The organism is Sinorhizobium sp. NFACC03 (genome assembly GCF_900103435.1).
GTDB lineage: Bacteria > Pseudomonadota > Alphaproteobacteria > Rhizobiales > Rhizobiaceae > Ensifer.
Genome location: NZ_FMXF01000001.1, coordinates 331,935 through 352,664, shown reverse-complemented (window position 1 = coordinate 352,664; position 20,730 = coordinate 331,935). Strand labels below are relative to the sequence as shown.

Here is a 20,730-nt window from a genome sequence, read left to right as displayed (position 1 = left end):
CCTTAGTGCCGGATACGCGGATTGATCAGACCGTAGAGCAGGTCGACGATGAGATTGACCACCATGATCACCGCAGCGATGACCAGCAGGCCCCCCTGGATGACGGCGTAGTCACGACGCGACACCGAATCCACCATCCACTTGCCGATACCCGGCCACGAGAAGATCGTCTCCGTCAGGATCGCGCCGGCGAGCATGACGCCCACCTGCAGACCGATGGTGGTGACCACCGGGATCAACGCGTTGCGCAGCGCATGGACGCCAACGACGCGGAAGGTCGAAAGGCCCTTGGCGCGCGCCGTGCGGACGTAATCTTCAGAGAGGACTTCAAGCATCGCCGAGCGCGTCTGGCGCGCGATGACCGCAAGCGGAATGGTGCCAAGCACGATCGTCGGCAGGATCAGGTGGCTGACCGCCGACTTGAAGGCGCCGGCCTGGCCGGACAACAGCGAGTCGATCAGCATGAAACCGGTAACCGGCGGGAAGAAGTACATCAGCGAGATACGGCCCGAGACCGGCGTCCACTGCAGCATGCCGGAGACCAGCATGATGAGCAGCAGGCCCCACCAGAAGATCGGCATGGAGAAGCCGACGAGTGCGGTGCCCATCATCGCCTGGTCGATGGCCGAGCCGCGCTTGATCGCCGCAATCACGCCGGCCGGAATGCCGAGGATGATCGCAAACAGGATCGCGCAGAGCGAAAGCTCGACGGTGGCCGGGAACAGCTCGAAGAACTGGTCGATGACCGGCTTCTTGGTCACGATCGAAGTACCGAAATCCCCGTGGAGCACGCCCCAGAGATAGTCGAGGTACTGAACCACGATCGGCCGGTCGAAACCGAGCGCATGTGAAATTTCAGCATGCCGCTCCGGCGACATGACGCGCTCGCCCGAAAGCAGCGCCACCGGATCGCCCGGAAGCAGGCGAATGAAGGAGAAGGCGATGATGGAGACCCCGACGAAGGTCGGTATCAGGACAGCCAATCGCCCCAAGAGAAATCGGAACATGTTAAACCCCGCGCCATGTTGCCGCGGCATTGTATCCCGCCGCTGGCACCACTGCATGCTTTCCCACTTAACGGCGAAGCATACAGCAAGTCGAAATGCCACAGCGACCTTTTGCGCTCCAGGAGGAACTCGGGTCGCTATAGTGGATGCAAAGAGGGGCGCTTGCCCTTGGCAAACGCCCCCTTAAGGATCAGTTAACTAAATTACTCGGTGATGTCCACGCCGTCGAAGGCAAAATCGCCGAGCGGGCTCTGAACGAAGCCCTCGACATTCTTGCGCATCGGCACGACGGAGAGCGAGTGGTCGATCGTCGCCCACGGCGCCTCGCGCTTGAAGACGGCCTGGGCCTCTTCGTAGAGCTTGGTGCGCTCGGCGATATCCGAGGTTTCCTTCGCCTTCTTCACGAGGGTGTCGAATTCCTGGTTGCACCACTGCGCACGGTTGTTGCCGCCGACAGCATTGCAGCCGAGAAGCGTGTCGAGGAAGTTGTCCGGGTCGCCGTTGTCGCCGGTCCAGCCGAGGATGACGGCACCGTCACGATCCTTCGCCTTGGACTTGTCGAGGTATTCGGCCCATTCGTAAGAGACGATCTCGACCTTGACGCCGACCTTGGCGAAGTCCGACTGCATCAGTTCAGCTGCGCGGCGAGCGTTCAGCATGTACGGACGCGAAACCGGCATTGCCCAGAGCTTCATCGACAGGTCCTTGACGCCTGCGTCCTCGAGCATCTTCTTGGCTGCTTCCGGCTCGTAGGTGTCGTCTTCAAGCTTGTCGTTGTAGGACCACATCGTCGGCGGGATCGGGTTGACGGCCGGCTGGGCAGCGCCCTGGAAGACGGCGTCGACGATTGCCTGCTTGTTGATCGCCTTGTTCAGCGCCTTGCGCACTTCCGGCTTGTCGAACGGAGCCTGGGTCGTGTTGTAGGCGAGGTAGGCGACGTTGAGGCCGGCCTGTTCCATGACCTTCAGGTTCGGGTCAGCCTTCATCTTTTCGACGTCGGCAGCGTTCGGATACGGCATCAGGTGGCATTCGCCGGCCTGGAGCTTCTGGAAGCGAACCGAAGCGTCGGTGGTGATTGCGAAGACGAGGTCGTCGATCTTCTGCTTGCCGCCCCAGTAGTCCGGGTTCGCCTTGTAGCGGATGACAGCATCCTGCTGGTACGCGACGAAAGCGAACGGACCGGTGCCGAGCGGCATCTGGTTCATCTGCTCCATCTTGCCGTCAGCCTGCAGCTTGTCGGCATATTCCTTCGACAGGATCGAAGCGAACGGCATCGCGATATTGGCGAGGAACGGAGCTTCCTTGCGCGTCAGGGTGAACTTGACGGTCAGGTCGTCAACCTTTTCGACCGACTTGATGACTTCCGGGAAGCCCATGCCGGCTGCGTATTCCCACGAAGCGCCGGTGATGTACTTGTTCCACGGATTGTCGGCCTTCAGCTGGCGCTCGTAGGAGAACACCACGTCGTCGGCGGTCAGCTCGCGGGTCGGCGTGAAGAACTCGGTCGTCTGGAACTTGACGCCCGGACGCAGCTTGAACGTGTATACGAGACCGTCGTCGGAAATCGTCCAGCTCTCGGCAAGGCCCGGCTCGACTTCGGTCGTGCCCTTCTTGAACTCGAGCAGGCGGTTGTAGACCGTGTGTGCCGCCGCGTCGAACGTCGTGCCGGCGGTATACAGGCCCGGGTCAAAACCCTCAGGCGAACCTTCCGAGCAATAGACGAACGTCTTCGACCAGGCAGAGCCGGCCATCAGCGTGGCAAGCGCCGTCGCTGCAAACAGAGTAGTGAGCTTTTTCATGAGCTTTGCTTCCCAGATTTGTTTTTGTTCTCGTGTTTTCCTGACGCGGAATGCCGTTGCCCCCCGGTCAAGGCCGGATGGAACGACATTTGGCGTCGCATTGCAATAAGTCGCCGCATAAATTTGTCTATGCGAAAAATTCGCCCGCAGGTAGAGCCGGGATCTCTGTCCACTGTTTTAGAATCGACTGACGAATCAATGCAGCGCGACACCTTCGAACCAAGGCTTCCCGGCTGTTTCCGCAGGGTTTACATCGCGCCTTGTTCGTCCCTCCACCGGGGCTAGTCTCGCCCCGGATGCCCGCCTTTATTCTAGCGCGAACGGCGGGCCTGCGGAATACACGATCATCCGCCTCACGAGAGTGAGATTCGGTACCGCCAGGTTTCCGTCAATCCCAAGATACTATGGTAGAAATCACCAACAGGATTGTGCAATAGAATGTATACAAAACTCGGGGGAGACAATCGACGTGCCCAGACGTCCTTGGGAGGGACCGGCAGCCGCCTTTTACAGTTTGCCGTCTTTCGGCAGGTTTGCCGAGCGACGGGCATGATGCTTGCTGCCAGCAATGCCGGCGCCGATCTTTGCCGGTTGATCGCTCCGGCGCGCCGGATAGACTGCCGCGCGACGACAAGGGGATAGCCATTCCGTGGCGGCTTTGCTGGAAAATCACAGGCGATACGATCTTCGCGACGAACTTGAGAAAGCGCTGAACCGCGTAGACTTCTTCCGCATCTTCCACACGATGGCGCTCAGGTTCGGCTTCAGCCATTTCGGCATTCTTCAGCTCGGCAACGAGAACGACGCGTGCATGCTGTCCACCCGCCTGGTGCTGCATGATCTTCCCTCCGGGCTTGCCGAGGAATACGACAAGCGCCACCGCTTCGGTGACTCCCTCTTCTACAAGACGCTGCACCGGTCGGCGATTTCCTCCGTCTGGCGGACGGACGACCCGGGCTGCGACACCAGCCAGAATTTGCTCGTGCAGCTCGGTTTCGAGCTGCTGCTCAGCGTGCCCGTGCATGCGGCTGCCACCGGCGCGCGCTACGCCGTTCTCTTTCTCGGTGATGGCGATGACATCGGCCGCACCGAGCATGTCGAAGTCGCCTATGACGCGGTCTCAGCCTTCGACTACTTCTATCGCATCGCGCTGGCCAACAAGACCGGCATGGGCCTGACGCCGCGGGAAACCGAAATCCTCAAGTGGATCTCGCACGGGAAGACGGCAAGCGAGATCGCTCTCATCGTTTCCGTGTCGGAGCACACCGTGAATTCTCACACCGCAACGATCCTGAAGAAGCTTGATGTCGTCAACCGCACCCAGATGGTGGCGAAGGCGATCCGAGAACAGATCATCCAGTGACAGCCGATGCGTGGTATCCCATTGCACCACGCCCAACGAACAGGACGCCTGCAAATCAGCAAGGGTATCGGTCATGACGCGAAAAGCTCACATCCTGCTCGTTGACGACGATCCGACTGAAAACCTGATTCTGCGCGCCTTGATCCGCAAGGTGAGCAATATCGAGATCGAGCTGCATTACTGCCAGACGATGGAGGGCGCGCTGGAATTCCTGCGCTCGGGCAAGCCGGTGTCGATGATCCTTCTGGACAACCGACTTCAGCCGCAGCTCGATTTCCGCGAGACCGTGCCGGCGCTTCGCCACCAGGGTTACATCGGGCCGATCGGGGTGATTTCGGCGTCGCTCGCCGATCCCTACTTTCAGAATCTGGAGGAGTATGGTGCCGACTTCCGCATCGATAAGGCGGAAATCGACCCGACCGCGATCGATTTCATATTGCGGGAATATCTGCCGCACGGGTGAAACCCAGCGAAGCTCCGCTACAGCGCCGCGCGTCCTATCAGACGCGCAAAGGTCGCTGTACCACTTTGATTTGCTGCATGTCTTTGTCCTTAAAACGAGGTCGATTCAAGGTGACATGCAGGAGGCAAGGGATCGTCAGGCAGCAGTCGTCTGCGGACGCTTCGTCTCTTCGAGGCCGAGCAGGAAGTTGATCTGCGGACGCGCCTTGACGAGGTCGTCGATCGTGTAGCCCTGCAGTACCTCGAAGAAGGCGTTGAGCGCCTTGCGCAGTGCCGAATTGAGGCCGCAGCTATCGACGAGCGGACAGTCGATCTCACCCGCCTCGAAACATTCCGCCATGGCGAAGCTGTCTTCCGTGACCTTGACGACATCGAACAGGGTGATGGCCGATGCGGGCTTCGGCAGGCGCACGCCGCCATTGCGGCCGCGGACGGTCTCGACAAGGCCGGCCTTGGTCAGCGGCTGCAGGATCTTGAAGAGAAACAACTCGGAAACGCCATAGGCCCTGGCGATTTCGGGAATGCGGCTGAGCTTTTCTCCGTTGGCGGCGCAGTACATCAACATGCGAACCGCGTAGTTCGTTTGTTTCGTCAGACGCATCATTCACTCCGGCATTCGAGAGGTTCACGAGTTCATCATATAGGACGGATCGTAGTTTGGAACAATTCCAAAAAGCTCGAAAATTCACTTCTTGTTGAGTGTTAACCGTTTCCCGATTGACTGTTCTGGGCGCTGAGGTCAAGAAAGATGAGCATTTTTGTTAACTTAGCTCAAACAAGAAAATGGAGGAAGCGATGTCCGTTTCAAGAGCAGCGATGGGCGTTTTGTCCCTGACGGCAACCCTGCTTACGACGAGCGCCGCCTGGGCCGACGGTGAGGTCAATATCTACTCTTACCGGCAGCCCGATCTGATCAAGCCGCTGCTCGACGCCTTCACCAAGGAAACCGGCATCACCACCAACGTGCTCTTCCTCGACAAGGGTCTGGTCGAGCGCATCCAGGCCGAAGGTGCCAATTCGCCGGCCGACGTGATCCTAACGGTCGACATCAGCCGCCTGACCGAAGCCAAGGACGCAGGCGTCACCCAGTCGGTCGTCAACGAGACGATCAGCAAGGACATCCCGGCACATTTCCGCGATCCTGACGGCAACTGGTTCGGCCTCACCACGCGCGGCCGCGTCGTCTACGCTTCCAAGGACCGCGTCGCCCAGGACGACATCACCTATGAAGAACTTGCCGATCCGAAGTGGAAGGGCAAGGTCTGCACCCGCGACGGCCAGCACTCCTACAACATCGGCCTGTTCGCCTCGATGATCGCCCACCATGGCGAAGCCGAAACCGAGAAGTGGCTGACGGGCCTCAAGAACAATCTCGCCAAAAAGCCCGACGGCGGCGACCGCGACCAGGCCAAAGCGATTCTCGCCGGCGAATGCGACCTCGCACTCGGCAACACCTACTATGTCGGTCTGATGCTGACCAACGAGAAGGAGCCGGAACAGAAGGATTGGGCTGCCGCCATCAAGGTGCTCTTCCCGAACGCCAAGGACCGCGGCACGCACGTCAACATCTCGGGCATGGCACTCGCCAAGAACGCCCCGAACAAGGACAACGCGCTGAAGCTGATGGAATTCCTGTCGGAAGGCGAAGCCCAGAAGATCTACGCCGAGCAGGTCTACGAATATCCGGTGCTGCCGGGTGCCGAGCCCTCCGACGTGGTCAAGTCCTTCGGCACGATCAAGCCCGACGAGCTGCCGTTGGCCGACATTGCCGCCAACCGCAAGAAGGCATCGGAACTGGTCGACAAGGTCGGCTACAACGACGGTCCGCAGGACTGATCAAAACCATCGCATGAATTGGAGGCAGCGGGCCGTGTGCCCGCTGTTTTCGTTTTGATGACAGCATCGCGCCTTATGTGGCGACGCGGCTCGACGGGCAGAGGCCTACTGACCCTGCGCCCTCAGTTCGCCGGCATAATCGAGGATCGCCTTGCGCCGTTCCGGCGTGCCGGGATGGGTCGCCAAGATGCTGGTATCGGAACTGTCGCCAAGCTCCTTTTCGAGCAGGTCGAAGAACCGTGCGATCGCCGTTGGGTCACGCTTGGCCTTCAGCATTAGTTCCACCGAATGCCGATCCGCCGCCCCTTCCGCGCTACGCGAATAGGAGAGCGTAAGGAGGCCAGCGCCCTGCACCAGAATGTCTTCAGCACCGGACCCCATGTCGCCGCCGATCATCATGATCAGCCCGGCGACGCCGGCGGCACGGTAGATCTGCCGCAGGCTATGCTCGAGCTCGACGTGACCGATCTCGTGCGCCAGCACACCGACGATCATTTCGGTATCGTCGCCGGCAAGCTCGATCAGCTCATCGGTGACAATCAGCGTGCCGTCGGGTAGCGCGAAGGCATTCGGGCCGATGGTGCCACCCTTGCGGAAGTTGAGGCTATATCCGCCCTCGCCGCGATCGGACTGGCGCGCGATCGCGTTGAACCCGTCACGGATCTTGTTCTGCCGCTCAGCTGCAAGCGCCGACGTGTCGAGCAGCGTTCGATCCATTGTTTCCAAGGTGCTTGCCGACATGATCTTCGGCACGATCGGCGGCGTCACCAGCACGGCGACTTCGACGAGCGCCGGCACGGCATAACGATAGATGGCCACGCCGCAGAGCACGGTCGCCAAAACGACCGCGATCAGGCGCGGGTGGAAACGCTCCCACTCGTGGACGAGACTGGTTTTTCCCTTCCGTTTGAGGAAGCGATCCATGGCGTCGTTGTCGGTCGTCTCGAACAGCGAACCGTCGGGAAACTCGACACGACGCGGAATGGCGCCGACAGGCGCGGAAATGTCGACGGCGGCAAGCACGCCGCCTGCAAGTTCGACACCGTCCTCACCCAAGGCCTTGACGCCGCCGCCATCTTCGATCAGCCGCGAGGGCACCGACCGGCTGGAACCGGCCGGATGCCACTCGCCAACCGCAATCTCTGTGACACTAGAAGCCAAAGTCGAAGCCTTCGAAATCCATGAACTCCGAACCAACGGCCGAACCTTCCTGGGCGATCTTGTCGAACATCTCGCCGACATTACCTTCGAAATGTACACCCGTATGTTCATTGACATAGCGCGTCATGCGCACCGCAGCCCAGGGACGCATCAGGCCCAGTGTGAGGAGGGTGACGATCACGTTGGTGATCGTGATCCAGGCGTAACGGCCCCGCGACAGATCGCTCGTCAGCTGATGCTTGCCGTCGAAGGTCGTTGCCGACCAGGCGACGTTGCGAACGCCAGCACGATAGAACAGCGTCGCGACCCCGAAGATCGAGAAGAACGCGATGTAGCCGATGACGAACAATGCAATCATCGAAACCTGCAATTCCGGGGTGGCCACATAGGAACCGTCGAACAGCGTCATGATCACGGCCAGGTTGAGGAAACCGATAAAGGCGATGATCAGCAGGCCAGCAACGATGATGGCCGCCGACAGGAACCAGGACTTGTAGATCGCACCGACCGATGGATCGGTCGTAAATGCCCTTTGTCCGTAACGCAGGTTGCTGCCGATGTAGCGGTAGGACCAGCGGCTGGCGAGCGGCACCAGGATTCCGAGCGTCAGAACCGAGATGACCGGACCGACGATAAAGGCGAGGAACGCACCGCCGACGCCGCCGACGAAATCGAACCGCACATTGCGATAGCTGGTGACGCGGGCGCTGAAACGCAGGCCCCTGACGACCAGCCACGGCACGAAGACCACCAGCAGCAGCGCAAGGATGATGCCGGCGATCGGCACGAAGGTCAGCATGACGTTGTAGAAAATCAGGTAGGCGAACACGATCACCCGGCCGATCAGGATCTGCTCGCCCTTCGCATGATATTCGAAGGCGCGCCCGAGCAGCACAGTATTGCCATAGAAATAGCGGTTGCGGCGGACTTTTGCCCACGCGGAATAGATGCCGAGCGTGATGATCGTCAGCAGCACGTTGACGATCCAGATGCCAAAATACTCTTTTCCGCTACCGCTGAACGACAGGCGGTGGAAATTGTCCGGTACCCTCTGCGTCGACGTCCCTTGCATCGACGCCGTTTCGGCCACGACCATGATAAAACCTCTCTCAATGAAATCAGCTTGCGGCCGCCCGCTAACAGACAGGCGCCGCGTTGCGACAGGATGACGTCATTTGTGAACCCAGCGAACTGTGGCTATCCCCCCCGGATGAGCCTTCCATGCAAAAGAACGATCGAAATGCCTGCAATATTCGACCGAGGCGCGAATCAATTTTCAGCGCCTCGGGGATATCAAATTAGTTGCAGCGCAGCATGGCATGCAACAGGAAAGGAGCTCCCGAGGGAGGTCCCCGGCGCGCAACAAAAAAGGGCCTCCCGAAGGAGGCCCTGGAGGCGGGAGGATCTTTGTCCCGTCGTTACTTCATCGTCGGCATGACGAACTCGGCACCATCCTTGATGCCCGAGGGCCAGCGCTCGGTGATGGTCTTCGTGCGGGTCCAGAACTTGATCGAGTCCGGGCCATGCTGGTTCAGGTCGCCGAAGGACGAGGACTTCCAGCCGCCAAAGGAGTGGTAGGCGAGCGGAACCGGGATCGGGACGTTGACGCCAACCATGCCGATGTTGATGCGCGAGGCGAAGTCGCGGGCCGCATCGCCGTCACGGGTGTAGATCGCGACGCCGTTGCCATATTCGTGCTTCATCGGCAGGTCGAGGGCTTCCTCGTAGTTCTTGGCGCGAACGACCGAGAGAACCGGTCCGAAGATTTCCGTCTTGTAGATGTCCATGTCCGGGGTGACATGGTCGAACAGGCAGCCGCCGATGAAGTGGCCGTTTTCATAGCCCTGCAGCTTGAAGTCGCGGCCGTCGACCACGAGCTCAGCACCCTGCTCGACACCGCTGTCGATCAGGCTTCTGATGCGCTGTTCGGCTTCCTTGGTGACAACGGGGCCCATGTCGGCCTTTTCGTCGGTGTAGGGGCCGATGCGCAGGCTTTCGACCATCGGGGTCAGCTTCTGGATCAGGCGGTTGGCGGTTTCTTCACCGACCGGGACGGCAACCGAGATCGCCATGCAGCGCTCGCCGGCCGAGCCGTAGCCGGCGCCCATCAGCGCATTGGCGGCCTGGTCGAGATCGGCGTCGGGCATGATGATCATGTGGTTCTTGGCGCCGCCGAAGCACTGGGCGCGCTTACCGTTCATCGCTGCCGTGCCATAGACGTAGCGGGCAATCGGGGTCGAGCCGACGAAGGTAACGGCGGCAATATCCGGATGGGTCAGGATCGCGTCGACGGCGCCCTTGTCGCCGTTGACGACGTTGAGGACACCTGCCGGCAGGCCGGCTTCAATCATCAGTTCTGCGAGGCGCATCGGAACGGACGGGTCACGCTCGGACGGCTTCAGGATGAAGGCGTTGCCGCAGGCGATCGCCGGGGCGAACATCCACATCGGGATCATCGCCGGGAAGTTGAACGGCGTGATGCCGGCGCCGATGCCGACGGCCTGGCGGATCGAGTACATGTCGATGCCGGGGCCTGCACCTTCGGTAAATTCGCTCTTCTGCAGATGCGGAATACCGATGACGAATTCGCAGACTTCGAGGCCGCGGACGAGGTCACCTTTGGCGTCTTCAACGGTCTTGCCGTGTTCGCGCGAGAGGATCTCGGCGAGTTCGTTCATATGCGTGTTCAGGAGCTCGACGAACTTCATGAAGACGCGGGCACGGCGCTGCGGGTTGGTGGCCGCCCATTTCGGCTGCGCCGCCTTGGCGCTTTCGACCGCTGCCGCAAGCTCCGCGTCGCTTGCGAGCGCCACCGTGCCCTGCACTTCGCCGGTTGCCGGGTTGAAGATGTTGGCAACGCGACCGCTCTTGCCGGCGACGCGCTTGCCATCGATGAAATGACCGAGTTCGTACATGGTTGGTTCCTCCAGACCTTGATTGTGGCGGCATGATCGCACTACGATTTCAACAAAGCAATTTCCGATATTCAGCAACCGTTGTGCAAAAACTAAAGTCCATGGTGTTGAGACGAGGTATCCGCCTATGAATTGGGACGATGTGAGAATGTTTCTAGCCGTGGCGCGCACCGGGCAGATCCTGGCGGCATCGAAGCGGCTCGGCGTCAACCATGCCACGCTCAGCCGCCGGGTGACGGCGCTTGAGGAGACCTTGAAGACGCGGCTTCTGGTGCGCCGTCCGAACGGTTGCGAGCTGACCGCCGAAGGGGAAATCTTCCTGACGGCAGCCGAGCGGATGGAGACGGAGATGCTGGCGGCGCAATCGCAGATCGGCCGGATCGACACGGCGATCGCCGGCACGGTGCGCATCGGCGCGCCCGACGGCTTCGGCGTCTCGTTCCTGGCGCCGCGCCTCGGGCGGCTGACGGCCCGCTATCCGGAACTGAAGCTGCAACTGGTGCCGGTGCCACGCTCCTTCTCGCTGTCGCAGCGCGAGGCCGATATCGCAATTACCATCGAGCGACCGGAACAGGGGCGTCTCGTCTCGTCAAAACTCACCGACTACACGCTCGGCCTCTATGCCTCATCGGACTATCTCGAAAAACACGGCACACCGCAGACGATCGACGATCTGAGGGAACATCGCCGCATCGGCTATGTCGAGGACCTGATCTTCACGCCATCTCTGAATTTCTCCGCCGAGATCATGCGAAGCTGGGACGCCTCGTTCGAGATCTCCAGCGCCACCGGCCAGACGGAAGCCGTGCGCTCCAGCGCCGGCATCGGCATCCTGCACAACTATATCGCCCGCCACACGCCGGAGCTCAAACGCATCCTGCCGGAAACGACGATCCGCCGCGCCTATTGGACCACCTATCACGAAAGCGCCCGGGACCTCGTGCGCGTGCGCACGGTGGTCACCTTCCTGCAGGAATTGGTAACGGCGGAACATCAGATCTTCGTCTGAGACCGGACCGGGCCAGGATGCACGAGAGACGGCGCGTCCGCGGGGCGCACGAGCACGATCAACGGGGAGCGGCGCACCGAGGCGCTTCAAACGAGAAAGAGAAGAAATAAGGAGAATGGTACGGTTGCCAGAAGCCGTTTTTTTGTCCCACATTTTTCGAAGTGCCTGAGTTTGCTTGCTTTTCAGAATTCCTGCGGGCCCACCATGCGTCACATCGCATCGTAAACTCTGAAGTCTGAAACTGCGGGCTCTGGGACGCAAATCCCCAAAGCCCGCAAATTAAGGTTTACGGCTGCAGATTGACGGTAAGCTTTGCGATTTCACCGTTAAAGGCGAACGGGACCTGATAATCAGTTTCATCTACACCTGTGCGAGTATCGACGCCCACATCGAAAGTCTCATCCCAAGGCATGAGCGCCGGGATCGTGTGTGGTATTTTCGCGTTCGCGACCTCCTTGCCGTCCACCTTCAGGACGCCAGTGCCGCCCTTGCCCATGCCGGGTCCGTCAGATTTGAAATCGAACACCAGCATGTGCTTGCCGGATGAAAGGGTGTCCTGCCCCTCCCAACGGAAGCGCTCCATATTGACGAAGTTGTACAGAAATACGGGTTTGCTCTTGAGGAGATAGAACCCGTATCCACCGAAGCGCCCCCTGTGGTGACGAGCATACCTTCGCCGCCGTTTTCGGGAACGGTTACCTCTGCGGTGATCGTGTAGGATTTGTTGATGACGTTGGGTGCATTGCTTGTCGGAATACCTGGCATCACGCCGGCGTAGCTGAACTCCTTCCGTCCGGCGGTGGCGCTCGGCCGTGGCGTCTCAAGGCGTTCCAGGATCGAGTTGTCCAATGGGAAGACGTCGTACTTCGCCGCTTCCATCAGAAACAGTTCCTGCATCTGGTGCAATTTTTCCGGCATTTTTGCAGCAAGGTCGTTGTTCTGGGAATAGTCCTCAGTGAGGTTGTACAGTTCCCATTTATAGCCATCGACGACGTCCGGCATCGCCGTCGTGCCCATCAACCACGGCGCTGCTGGTGGTGTCGTGCAGGCATACCAGCCATCGCTGTAGATGCCGCGACTGCCGAACATTTCAAAGTATTGCGTTTTGCGGGCAGATGAGGCTTGGGCATTGTCCCATGTATAGGCCATACTCACGCCTTCGATCGGTTTCTGCGCAACGCCATCGACCATAACTGGGGCGGTTATGCCTGTTGCTTCGAGGATCGTAGGAACGATATCGATCATGTGGTGGAACTGAGTGCGAACTCCACCGGCTTCCTTGATCCGTGCGGGCCAGGACATCGCCATGCCCTGACGCGTGCCGCCGAAGTGCGAAGCAACCTGCTTCGTCCACTTGAACGGCGTGTCAAACGTCCATGACTAGCAACTGACATATGCGGATAGGTTTGGTTGGAGCCCCATTTATCATAGAACGCCATCTGCTCTGCGACCGGCATCTGCATGCCTTCGATCGTGATCAGTTCGTTCGGGGTTCCGAGCACGCTTCCTTCGGCGCTGGTGCCGTTGTCACCTTCAATGTAGATGACGAGGGTGTTGTCGAGCTTACCCAGATCATCGACGGCCTGAATAACCCGCCCGATCTCATGGTCCGAGTAGGCCACGTAGGCAGCAAACACCTCAGCCTGGTGCGCGAACAGCTTCTTGCTCTCTTCGTCGAGAGAATCCCATTTCGGGAGGCTCTCTGGCCATTCGGTTAGCTGCGTGTTGGCGGGAATGACGCCGAGCTTTTTCTAAGTGCCCGCAACGCCGTATCCAGCGTCATCGGTCATGATCAGAAGGATGTTCGGGGCGCCCTTTCGGGGGACGATCTGCGGTGGCCAATAGGGTTTTGAGGCTTTCGCGTCGAGGCCGATTTCTCCACCGAACGCCGCCGGCGGGTTCGGCAGATATCGACCGTCGATCGTCGTTGTTGCGCTGGGCGAACCCAATTTACCCGTGGTTTCCTGCGCATTGGCATTGAAATTCGAAGCTGCCGTCAAACTCAAGGTGGCAAGAAAGAGCGTTCCAAGTCTTAGCATGTCGCTTCTCCTGCGGTGAAATGAAGAGAATTACAGAATGCTAAAATTACGCAAGGTTGTAACGGTTACGAAGCCGGTTCGCCTGCCCTGCGGACTGGGTGTCAACGTGGGACAATCCGAGGGAAACGCATAACGTTGCGTGGGGACGACACTGCGATATGTTCTTTAGATTTCAAACGCTTATCAGCTGCATCGGCATCATCTGCGGTGCAAACTACCATGCAAAATCTCACCCCCTCCGCCCCGCCGATGAGAACACTCCAAGGCGATGCTGACGCGATCATTCGCACGCTGCTCGCCGACCGCACGCACCTGCGCTGACAGCTAGCGCTCGCCGAGACCTCGACGCGCACCAGCTTAGCTCGAGGATGGCGTCCTCGCGGCGACAGGCAAACCGTACGTAGCACATGAGCGACCTGTCAGGGCTCCATACGGAACCAAGGCCCATGTGCCATCCACACGACTAAAAGATGCTTCCAAACAGCGCGGAATAGACAATCACGGCTATCGCGAGCGTAAACCCAAGCGCGACGAACAGTCGGGTGAAATCGTACGTATAGAATCGAGCGAGAGTAAAGTTCCTCACGGCGACCTCCTAATTTTCATTTTGGTTGCGATGCCAGTGCACGGCGTCCACAGCAACTCAGGACAATGAGCGACTGCAATTCGTACCGACCTTGCCTACGAGACCTGCCGGAACTTGGATATCGGTCATAATTGCGGCTACGAATTCATCGCGTTTCGCACGATTGTCGAAGCCTTTGATTGCAGCGAGGTCCGTGCTTCTGGCAGTAGCCATTCGTCCTGCTGCGCTTGAACAGATGCCCGCAAATGCATCCACCTGAGCGGTTTCCGCCGCCCGCGTGCTGGCAGTCGTGGTCGTAAGCCATCCAGCATTGAAACCGACAATCGGCGCCGCGAAAAGCCCAATGCCTAAACCAATGGCGTAGGGTCTTGTCCATTCAAAAATTCGATCGAGTGTCATGACTTTGCTCCCTCTAATCAGGTGATTATCGGGATCGTTACAGGCCCGCGCTCGGACCATGAGCCAATGGCAATCCAGATTTTCCAGTTTGCGCTTTAAAAACGTCAATGTAAACAACCAATAATCGATGTTAATGTGAAATATTCGATATTTAATTATTGATAATAATATTTATAGAAATACATAATTCTTGATCTTTCTCTGGATTTATATATATCAAATGGCGTCGAATTCTCCAGATTTTTTTCATGAGTCCGTCTAATACTCCCAAAATATCTTGGTAAAGCCTCAATCATCGGATACAGATGAAACGTCGTTCTTAGGCCAGCTTGGCTTTTTGCTTCGTCAGAGGCTCCAGACCCGCCAAACTCACCAATCATCGATCCTTGACGGCAGTTGTTCGCGCTGCATTGGCGCCAGACCAGCCCGATTTGGCTGAACCTTGCGAACGGCGTTCGCCATAAGAAAGGGGGCAGTATGTTTACCCGTACGAAATACCGAACCGTCCATTTCGATGAACCGTTCTGGATGCCAGGCCTCTGCGAGATGGTGGCCCCGGGCGACTACGAAGTTGATGAGGACGAGGAGTTGATTGAAGGCATCTCCTGGCTGGCTTATCGCCGCGTGGCGACCCTCATCAAGCTGCCGGCGACGGTCGAGAACGAATACCAAATGCGACTTGTTGCCATCGATCCTGAGGAGCTTGAAGGCCTCATCGCAGTGGACCGCGACAGGCACGCAATCTCCCTCTCGCCCAAATCGGAGAGACAGCAATTCGATGGGTAACGGCGTTTGCCGCTTGGCTCGTCAGTTAGCCCCAAAAGTCGAACGAAGATGTCGGCCTATGCGACCGAAACCTATCGCCCTCATCACAGAAGTAAGGATGCATCGGTGCTGTTCAGACGATTTTCTTCAGGAAGCCATCCAGAGAGACAGACGGCTTTGAACATTGGAACACACACCGAAACCGAGGTTAGGGACGCGATATGAAAAATAGCGACGAAGAACACGCACTCGCCATTAGTGTATGGGAATCGGAAGGCGGGGCGCCCAACAGATCCATGAGGCTCTATCAATACGGACGCCGCGTCGAATGCGACAGGTCGTACACGATCTACCATGTGTTCACGGGCGTGCCGGCAAAGATCGGTTCATGGACGATGACGGGGCTCAGCCAAAAGAATGCGGCGCGGGCTCTGCGTACTCTCAACACGCCCTAAAGCATGTCGCGCAAAAAGTGCGCAGCGGTTTGGCGATAGCGACACGCGTGAAATCAAACCGTCGAAGCGCGTTGCACGAGGCCGTTTAAACGCGACGCGCCCCGGGGCACCCGCAGATGTTCAACAATTGAAAGAGAGGCTCTATGCAGGGGTACTCCGATGATATCGTCCCGGCATTGAGTGAGACCGAAATTGGCGTGCTCCGGCGCGTATTTGACGCGGCTTGTGCTGAGTGCGGAATATCGCGGCAGGGCCAACAAATTCAGCGGCTGGCGCAATTTCTCATGACCGAGTTCCGCCTCTACCCACTGGAAGAAGAGGCGCTGCTGACAGCCGCACGGGCATTCTATTGCAAACAGAAACGTAAGCCCGGCAGCTCGGAATAATGTCGCCTATTTCGCGGGAAGGCGCTTGTTTCCAATTAATTAAATAACACCTTGGGCCCACCCCTCGGAGGAGAAGTACAAACTGCCGAACATGGCCAGAGCACGGCTATAGTCGATCACAAACAAAATAAGAAATGAAGAAAACCATGAGATCGTACATTGGAAGCTTCGGATATCAATTCAGATTCGTTGACTTCATGATCCGGTCATCGCTTGCGATTTCCCTTGGGGTCATAATCTACATCACATTCTATGGAATTTTCTGGTGAAAGCTCGTCACAAAAGGTCCACCGCTCATCGCGCCGCTTGGCTGACGCCCATCCGCCGCGCCTACTGACCTCCTATCACGAAAGCGCCCGCGAGTTCGTGCGCGTGCGCACAGTCGTGGCTTTCCTGCAGGAACTGGTGACGGCGGAACATCAGATCTTCGTCTGACACGCCTGAATCGGAGAAATCCGCCACAATCGCGCGTCGGCAACCCGGCGGCCTCGTCGAGCGAATTTTCGCTATCAATGTGCGACTTGTGAAGCGGCCGCCATCAGTTCCTTGGGATTGAGCGCCTGGCACATATTTTGACCCTGGTCCTCAACTTCTGTAAAGCTCCAGCGCACCACACCTTCTCGATCGAGCAGAAAATGGCCGACAAGCTGCATATGACCGGGTGTCCTCACCTGCTGATCGGCGTCTGTGATTTCGTACCCATCCTTTTCGCTCAGAAGGTCACCGGCGGCCGCCGGGTCCATCGGTTCAGGCAATTCCCCCGGCCGATCGACCCGCATCGTCTTGACCAGGTCCATTCCGACCTTGTGTGGCCAGTCGGTTTCATCCTCCGTGAACTCGAGGAGGGGTAAGCCGAAGGCGCGGTGTGACGCCCGCTCCGGGTCGGATGCAGCAAGAAGGCCGGGTATCGGATGATAGCGGAAATAGAGCCGCGCGCGTTCGACCGGGGTGTTCACCACCGCCAGAGAGTCCACGCCTTTTTCGCGCAAAGCCGGGTTTAACTGTGCCATTGCCGCAACATGGCGACGGCAGAAGGGACATAGCAGGCCCCGATACAACCCGACCAACAATGGGCGACGGCCGCGAAAATCATCAAGGGCGATCTTGCCCTCGCGTGAGATCGCATCCAGCACAAAGTTCGGAGCCTGGTCGCCCAGTCGTAACGGATGGTCCTGATATTGTGGAGACATGGTCAACCTCCTCGTCCGAAGGACCAATAAAGAAGAGGCCGCACAGCATCGCACGGCCTGACCTCTCGTCTTAGCGTATAGCCAGGATCAACCTGAGAATGGTCCCACATTGGCTCGCGAGCAAGCAGTAAACGGTGAATCGTGCCACGGGACGCTACCCCGGCAAGGCCGCATGGACTTCCTGACACGCGCCCCTCCCCTCGTTAATGAGCGATGGTCCAGAAGCGATGGATCAGAGCGTCTCAGAACGCATGCTGTCCGGTGTCGCATCTAAAGGGAAATGCCGGCTTCCCGTAGTCCATCCACCAGGCGGCCGAGCACGGCAGGGTCCCGATAGGGCAAGGCCCGTTTGAGGTGGTCGATGGAGAAATTCGGGTTGACCTCGAACACCTCGTGCCAATAGCGCCGAGCCTCCTCGTGACGCCCGGTGCGACCGTAGAGGCAGGCGAGATAGAAGCGCGTCATGTCGGATCGCGGCGCCAGCGCCAGCCGGCGCATGAAGGCGATCTCGGCCTCGTCGAAACGGCCGAGGTTCAGCAAGGTCCGCCCAAGGAAATGCAGCGACAGGTCGAACTGCGGATCAAGCCGATGCGCCCGCGTATAGAACGGCAGCGCGTCTTCGAACTGGCTCTGAAAATCCCGGATCGTGCCGAGGGCGGTATGGCCACCGGCGGAATTGGGATCGAGCTTGATCATCCGTTGGGCGGCGCTTTCGGCCTCATCGAAACGCCGCATCCAGCAGAGCGCGATTGAAAGCGCGTGATAGCCATGCGGCTCGTTGTCGTCGGTATCAACAGCCTTCTGCGCCAGTTCCAAGGCACGCTCCAGATTGTCCACCGTCCCGCCGTTCCATCGGTTGATGAAATCGGTCAAGGCGATGATCGAGAGGGACGCGTAGGCGGCTGCCAAACCCGGATCGATGGCGATAGCGCGCTCGAGCATGCTGCGCGCCTCCGCTGACGACACGGCATCGAACCGCAGAATGGCCTGACGGGACCGGACGAGCAGATCATAGGATTCCGGATCGACCTTACCGCGGCTTTCGCGTCGCTCTTCCTCGCCGGCCGTCAGCTTCACCTTGAGCGCCGTGACGATGGTGCGGGTCACTTCGTCCTGAACCTCGAAAATGTCTTCGATGCCGCGGTCGTAGCGCTCGGCCCAGAGATGACCGCCCGTCGTGCCGTCGATCATCTGGGCGTTGATGCGGATGCGGTTGGCGGCGCGGCGCACGCTGCCTTCAAGAACATAGCGCACACCAAGTTCCTGGCTCACCTTGCGGATATCCGGCGACTTGCCCTTGTAGGCAAAGGAGGAATTGCGGGCGATGACGAAGAGGCCGGAAACCTTCGAGAGATCGGTGATGATGTCCTCGGTGATGCCGTCGGCGAAATAACCCTGCTCCGGATCGCCGGACATGTTGTCGAACGGCAGCACGGCGATCGAGGGCCGAGCCGGTAGCTGCGGCGGAGTTTCGGCGACGACCTCGACAGAAGCGCCCGCGTACTCGTCCGGCGACCAGCTCCAGATGTGCACCGGGCGTTCGATGTTCTTGACCTCGTGGTGACCGCTGTCGGTGAAGTGGAGGTCGATGCGGCCGTGCATATATTCATGAACACCATCCGAGATGGCGACGCCGCCGGGTCTGGCGAGCGCCTCGATCCGGGCCGCGACATTCACGCCATCACCATAGAGATCGCTGTCGGCGACCATGATATCGCCCATATTGACGCCGACGCGAAGCACGATCGCCTGATCCGCCGGGACATCCCTGTTTGCGGCCATCATTTCCCGCTGAAGTGCTGCGGCGCATTCGACGGCATTGACGGCGCTGGAGAATTCGACGAGCACGCCGTCCCCTGTCGTCTTGAAGACCCGGCCCTGGTGGGTGGCGACGAGCGGCTCCAGCACCTCTTTCCACCGCGCCATGAGCCGCGTGTAGGTGCTCGTCTCGTCACGCTCCATCAGCCGGCTGTAGCCGACGACGTCAGCAGCCAGGATGGCGGCGAGTCTGCGCTTGATGGATTCGTTGGCCATGGATTGCGGCGCCTTCCGAGAATCCTTTCTCAAAATTTTACCGGCGGATGGCCCCAATGTCTATTCAGTCTGCGGTCGGTCTGCGGCTTGCCTGTTCACGCCTGAGACCCGCCATAGGCAGTTGGCCCAACTGGACCGTCTCTCATCCACCTCGGGCGGCAGCCATGCAGCCGATTAGCCCGATCTGGGTAGCGCAGCGGCAGGAACAGAGAGTTGTCTTCCTGCGTTTCTGCTCCATCGGAAAAACCCTGTGCGATGGCTCAGGGCGACCGCGATGAACAGGCGGCCCGCCCCAGAAGCGGTTCGCATACGGAATTGAGGAAGGAGGATGGAACGATGCTTGTCGCTGTTACGGGCCGGCCAATCCTGCCGGGTGAATTCATCAAGATCGAAGACGTCTTCAGGGATGCGATACGAGAGAGAAATCTTCCGCGCCGCTCATCGGAGGCTAAGGAGCTGGCAGTCCGGCTGTTCGAGCTTTACCAGAATGGCGTCGATGACGTGGTGGCGCTGAGAGCGATGGCCAAGCTGTTCTGAGCGCGCGATGTTTGCGGCGATGGCTGCTACGCAAGCGCTTCAATATCAATGAGATAAGAAGGAAATGGTACGGTTGGTGGGAATCGAACCTACGACCTCAGGTGCCACAAACCTGCGCTCTAACCAACTGAGCTACAACCGCACTGCTCGCGACATGTGTGTCGCTTGGCGGCTCACATACGGAGACTTCCGTCGCTTTGCAAGCCTTAACTTGAGATTATCCTGCAAAAAGACCGGATGGCAACCCATCCGGTCTTTTTGGATTTCGGCGCGCCCGGCAGATCCGGTGGCGACAAGGTCTGTCGCTCCCCGCCAGGCAGCACAGTCGGTCGGCTTAGACCTTCTTGAAGGAGGACATTGCCTTTTCGGCAGCTTCCTTGCCCGGCTTTGCGACGTTCTCGGCAACCTTCTTGGTCGCTTCCTGCATCGACTTGGCCTGCTCGACGGCAAGCTCGGCCTGCTTGCGGACAAAGCTCGTCTGCAGTTCGACAAACTCGGAGAGCGACTTCACGCCGAGCAGCGCTTCCATGTGCGAGAGCGAGTTTTCCGCATTGGTGCGCAGCGCGTCGATCGCCTTGAGGCCGATTTCGACGGTGCCGGTCTGAGCGCTTTCAAGCGTGGCTTCGACGGTCTTCGTCGCCTCTTCGGCGGCGGTCTTCATCTTGGCATAGGCTTCCTTCGACTGGGCGGCACCCTTTTCCGCGAAATCGCGGAAGCTGTCGGTGATCTTCGCCGGGTCGAACGAGGAAAGGGAAAATACGTCGTCGGTCTTCTTGGTAGCCATGAA

At 59.0% G+C, this 20,730-nt stretch carries 18 protein-coding genes, 1 tRNA gene and 2 pseudogenes; 8 read left to right on the top strand and 13 right to left on the bottom strand.

Annotation, left to right across the window (positions count from 1 at the left end; all coding sequences use genetic code 11):
• Positions 1-2 precede the first annotated feature (2 nt).
• Positions 3-1,007, bottom strand: a complete 1,005-nt coding sequence (locus BLU35_RS01720) for an ABC transporter permease subunit (protein ID WP_057250955.1) — start codon at positions 1,005-1,007, stop codon at positions 3-5.
• Between the two features lie 203 nt (positions 1,008-1,210).
• Positions 1,211-2,806 carry an ABC transporter substrate-binding protein gene (locus tag BLU35_RS01715; RefSeq protein WP_057250957.1) on the bottom strand — a complete coding sequence of 532 codons (1,596 nt, stop codon included), beginning with the start codon at positions 2,804-2,806 and terminating at the stop codon, positions 1,211-1,213.
• 649 nt (positions 2,807-3,455) lie between these two features.
• Between BLU35_RS01715 and BLU35_RS01710 the strand changes: the two genes are divergently transcribed.
• Positions 3,456-4,169: a helix-turn-helix transcriptional regulator gene (locus BLU35_RS01710; RefSeq protein WP_057250959.1), complete on the top strand. Its 714-nt coding sequence runs from the start codon at positions 3,456-3,458 to the stop codon at positions 4,167-4,169.
• Between the two features lie 73 nt (positions 4,170-4,242).
• Entirely contained in the window at positions 4,243-4,632 is a 390-nt protein-coding gene (locus BLU35_RS01705; protein WP_176907107.1) for a response regulator, read from the top strand.
• Positions 4,633-4,767: 135 nt separating this feature from the next.
• On the opposite strand, the gene rirA is transcribed toward BLU35_RS01705, so the two are convergent.
• Entirely contained in the window at positions 4,768-5,232 is a 465-nt protein-coding gene (gene rirA, locus BLU35_RS01695) for an iron-responsive transcriptional regulator RirA (protein ID WP_057251106.1), read from the bottom strand.
• A gap of 215 nt (positions 5,233-5,447) precedes the next feature.
• On the opposite strand from rirA, the gene BLU35_RS01690 reads away from it, so the two are divergent.
• The gene (locus BLU35_RS01690) at positions 5,448-6,467 is read left to right on the top strand and encodes a Fe(3+) ABC transporter substrate-binding protein (protein ID WP_502688133.1); all 1,020 of its coding nucleotides are present in this window, start codon (positions 5,448-5,450) and stop codon (positions 6,465-6,467) included.
• Positions 6,468-6,572: 105 nt separating this feature from the next.
• Here the strand turns inward: BLU35_RS01690 and BLU35_RS01685 are convergent, their stop codons facing one another.
• From BLU35_RS01685 to BLU35_RS01675, 3 genes are all read right to left on the bottom strand, one after another.
• Positions 6,573-7,628: a M48 family metallopeptidase gene (locus tag BLU35_RS01685; RefSeq protein ID WP_176907105.1), complete on the bottom strand. Its 1,056-nt coding sequence runs from the start codon at positions 7,626-7,628 to the stop codon at positions 6,573-6,575.
• Positions 7,618-8,724, bottom strand: coding sequence for a YjgN family protein (locus BLU35_RS01680; protein WP_093231979.1), 1,107 nt, complete (start codon positions 8,722-8,724; stop codon positions 7,618-7,620). The genes BLU35_RS01685 and BLU35_RS01680 overlap by 11 nt, the downstream gene beginning before the upstream one ends.
• 322 nt (positions 8,725-9,046) lie before the next feature.
• A complete protein-coding gene (locus BLU35_RS01675; RefSeq protein WP_093231978.1) occupies positions 9,047-10,543 on the bottom strand; it encodes a CoA-acylating methylmalonate-semialdehyde dehydrogenase in 1,497 nt (498 codons plus the stop codon).
• 127 nt (positions 10,544-10,670) lie between these two features.
• Here BLU35_RS01675 and BLU35_RS01670 point away from each other — a divergent pair, with 127 nt between their 5' ends.
• The gene (locus BLU35_RS01670; RefSeq protein ID WP_058325415.1) at positions 10,671-11,552 is read left to right on the top strand and encodes a LysR family transcriptional regulator; all 882 of its coding nucleotides are present in this window, start codon (positions 10,671-10,673) and stop codon (positions 11,550-11,552) included.
• A 286-nt stretch (positions 11,553-11,838) separates the two neighbouring features.
• Here BLU35_RS01670 and BLU35_RS01665 read toward each other — a convergent pair.
• The 3 genes and pseudogenes from BLU35_RS01665 to BLU35_RS01655 all read right to left on the bottom strand — a co-directional run.
• A pseudogene (locus BLU35_RS01665) lies at positions 11,839-13,303 on the bottom strand (sulfatase-like hydrolase/transferase); the annotation flags it as partial.
• Positions 13,304-13,591 (bottom strand): hypothetical protein, encoded by a 288-nt coding sequence (locus BLU35_RS36820; RefSeq protein ID WP_502688125.1) that lies wholly within the window; start codon positions 13,589-13,591, stop codon positions 13,304-13,306. It lies immediately after the preceding pseudogene.
• Between the two features lie 643 nt (positions 13,592-14,234).
• Positions 14,235-14,576, bottom strand: a complete 342-nt coding sequence (locus BLU35_RS01655) for a hypothetical protein (protein ID WP_057251108.1) — start codon at positions 14,574-14,576, stop codon at positions 14,235-14,237.
• Between the two features lie 477 nt (positions 14,577-15,053).
• Between BLU35_RS01655 and BLU35_RS01650 the strand changes: the two genes are divergently transcribed.
• The 3 genes and pseudogenes from BLU35_RS01650 to BLU35_RS34825 all read left to right on the top strand — a co-directional run.
• Complete coding sequence (locus tag BLU35_RS01650) at positions 15,054-15,362, top strand: hypothetical protein (protein ID WP_093232309.1); 309 nt, start codon at positions 15,054-15,056, stop codon at positions 15,360-15,362.
• A 577-nt stretch (positions 15,363-15,939) separates the two neighbouring features.
• Positions 15,940-16,182, top strand: a complete 243-nt coding sequence (locus tag BLU35_RS01640; protein ID WP_093231976.1) for a hypothetical protein — start codon at positions 15,940-15,942, stop codon at positions 16,180-16,182.
• A 319-nt stretch (positions 16,183-16,501) separates the two neighbouring features.
• A pseudogene (locus BLU35_RS34825) lies at positions 16,502-16,617 on the top strand (LysR family transcriptional regulator); the annotation flags it as partial.
• A gap of 74 nt (positions 16,618-16,691) precedes the next feature.
• Here BLU35_RS34825 and BLU35_RS01635 read toward each other — a convergent pair.
• Complete coding sequence (locus BLU35_RS01635; protein ID WP_093231975.1) at positions 16,692-17,372, bottom strand: peroxiredoxin-like family protein; 681 nt, start codon at positions 17,370-17,372, stop codon at positions 16,692-16,694.
• Between the two features lie 270 nt (positions 17,373-17,642).
• Positions 17,643-19,406: an adenylate/guanylate cyclase domain-containing protein gene (locus BLU35_RS01630; protein WP_057250979.1), complete on the bottom strand. Its 1,764-nt coding sequence runs from the start codon at positions 19,404-19,406 to the stop codon at positions 17,643-17,645.
• A gap of 255 nt (positions 19,407-19,661) precedes the next feature.
• Here BLU35_RS01630 and BLU35_RS01625 point away from each other — a divergent pair, with 255 nt between their 5' ends.
• Positions 19,662-19,943, top strand: a complete 282-nt coding sequence (locus BLU35_RS01625) for a hypothetical protein (RefSeq protein WP_058325411.1) — start codon at positions 19,662-19,664, stop codon at positions 19,941-19,943.
• 65 nt (positions 19,944-20,008) lie between these two features.
• On the opposite strand, the gene BLU35_RS01620 is transcribed toward BLU35_RS01625, so the two are convergent.
• Both BLU35_RS01620 and BLU35_RS01615 read right to left on the bottom strand, forming a co-directional pair.
• Positions 20,009-20,085 (bottom strand) — tRNA-His (locus BLU35_RS01620).
• Positions 20,086-20,277: 192 nt separating this feature from the next.
• Positions 20,278-20,727 (bottom strand): phasin, encoded by a 450-nt coding sequence (locus tag BLU35_RS01615; protein WP_057250983.1) that lies wholly within the window; start codon positions 20,725-20,727, stop codon positions 20,278-20,280.
• Positions 20,728-20,730 lie beyond the last annotated feature (3 nt).

Excerpts from the sequence above, each read along its gene's own strand:
- BLU35_RS01635 (WP_093231975.1), bottom strand. The coding sequence starts at position 17,372 with ATGTCTCCACAATATCAGGACCATCCGTTACGACTGGGCGACCAGGCT.
- BLU35_RS01655 (WP_057251108.1), bottom strand. The coding sequence starts at position 14,576 with ATGACACTCGATCGAATTTTTGAATGGACAAGACCCTACGCCATTGGT.
- BLU35_RS01690 (WP_502688133.1), top strand. The coding sequence starts at position 5,448 with ATGGGCGTTTTGTCCCTGACGGCAACCCTGCTTACGACGAGCGCCGCC.
- BLU35_RS01630 (WP_057250979.1), bottom strand. The coding sequence starts at position 19,406 with ATGGCCAACGAATCCATCAAGCGCAGACTCGCCGCCATCCTGGCTGCT.
- BLU35_RS01680 (WP_093231979.1), bottom strand. The coding sequence starts at position 8,724 with ATGGTCGTGGCCGAAACGGCGTCGATGCAAGGGACGTCGACGCAGAGG.
- BLU35_RS36820 (WP_502688125.1), bottom strand. The coding sequence starts at position 13,591 with ATGCTAAGACTTGGAACGCTCTTTCTTGCCACCTTGAGTTTGACGGCA.
- BLU35_RS01675 (WP_093231978.1), bottom strand. The coding sequence starts at position 10,543 with ATGTACGAACTCGGTCATTTCATCGATGGCAAGCGCGTCGCCGGCAAG.
- BLU35_RS01615 (WP_057250983.1), bottom strand. The coding sequence starts at position 20,727 with ATGGCTACCAAGAAGACCGACGACGTATTTTCCCTTTCCTCGTTCGAC.
- BLU35_RS01640 (WP_093231976.1), top strand. The coding sequence starts at position 15,940 with ATGCAGGGGTACTCCGATGATATCGTCCCGGCATTGAGTGAGACCGAA.
- BLU35_RS01625 (WP_058325411.1), top strand. The coding sequence starts at position 19,662 with ATGGCTCAGGGCGACCGCGATGAACAGGCGGCCCGCCCCAGAAGCGGT.
- BLU35_RS01715 (WP_057250957.1), bottom strand. The coding sequence starts at position 2,806 with ATGAAAAAGCTCACTACTCTGTTTGCAGCGACGGCGCTTGCCACGCTG.
- rirA (WP_057251106.1), bottom strand. The coding sequence starts at position 5,232 with ATGCGTCTGACGAAACAAACGAACTACGCGGTTCGCATGTTGATGTAC.
- BLU35_RS01670 (WP_058325415.1), top strand. The coding sequence starts at position 10,671 with ATGAATTGGGACGATGTGAGAATGTTTCTAGCCGTGGCGCGCACCGGG.
- BLU35_RS01720 (WP_057250955.1), bottom strand. The coding sequence starts at position 1,007 with ATGTTCCGATTTCTCTTGGGGCGATTGGCTGTCCTGATACCGACCTTC.
- BLU35_RS01650 (WP_093232309.1), top strand. The coding sequence starts at position 15,054 with ATGTTTACCCGTACGAAATACCGAACCGTCCATTTCGATGAACCGTTC.
- BLU35_RS01705 (WP_176907107.1), top strand. The coding sequence starts at position 4,243 with ATGACGCGAAAAGCTCACATCCTGCTCGTTGACGACGATCCGACTGAA.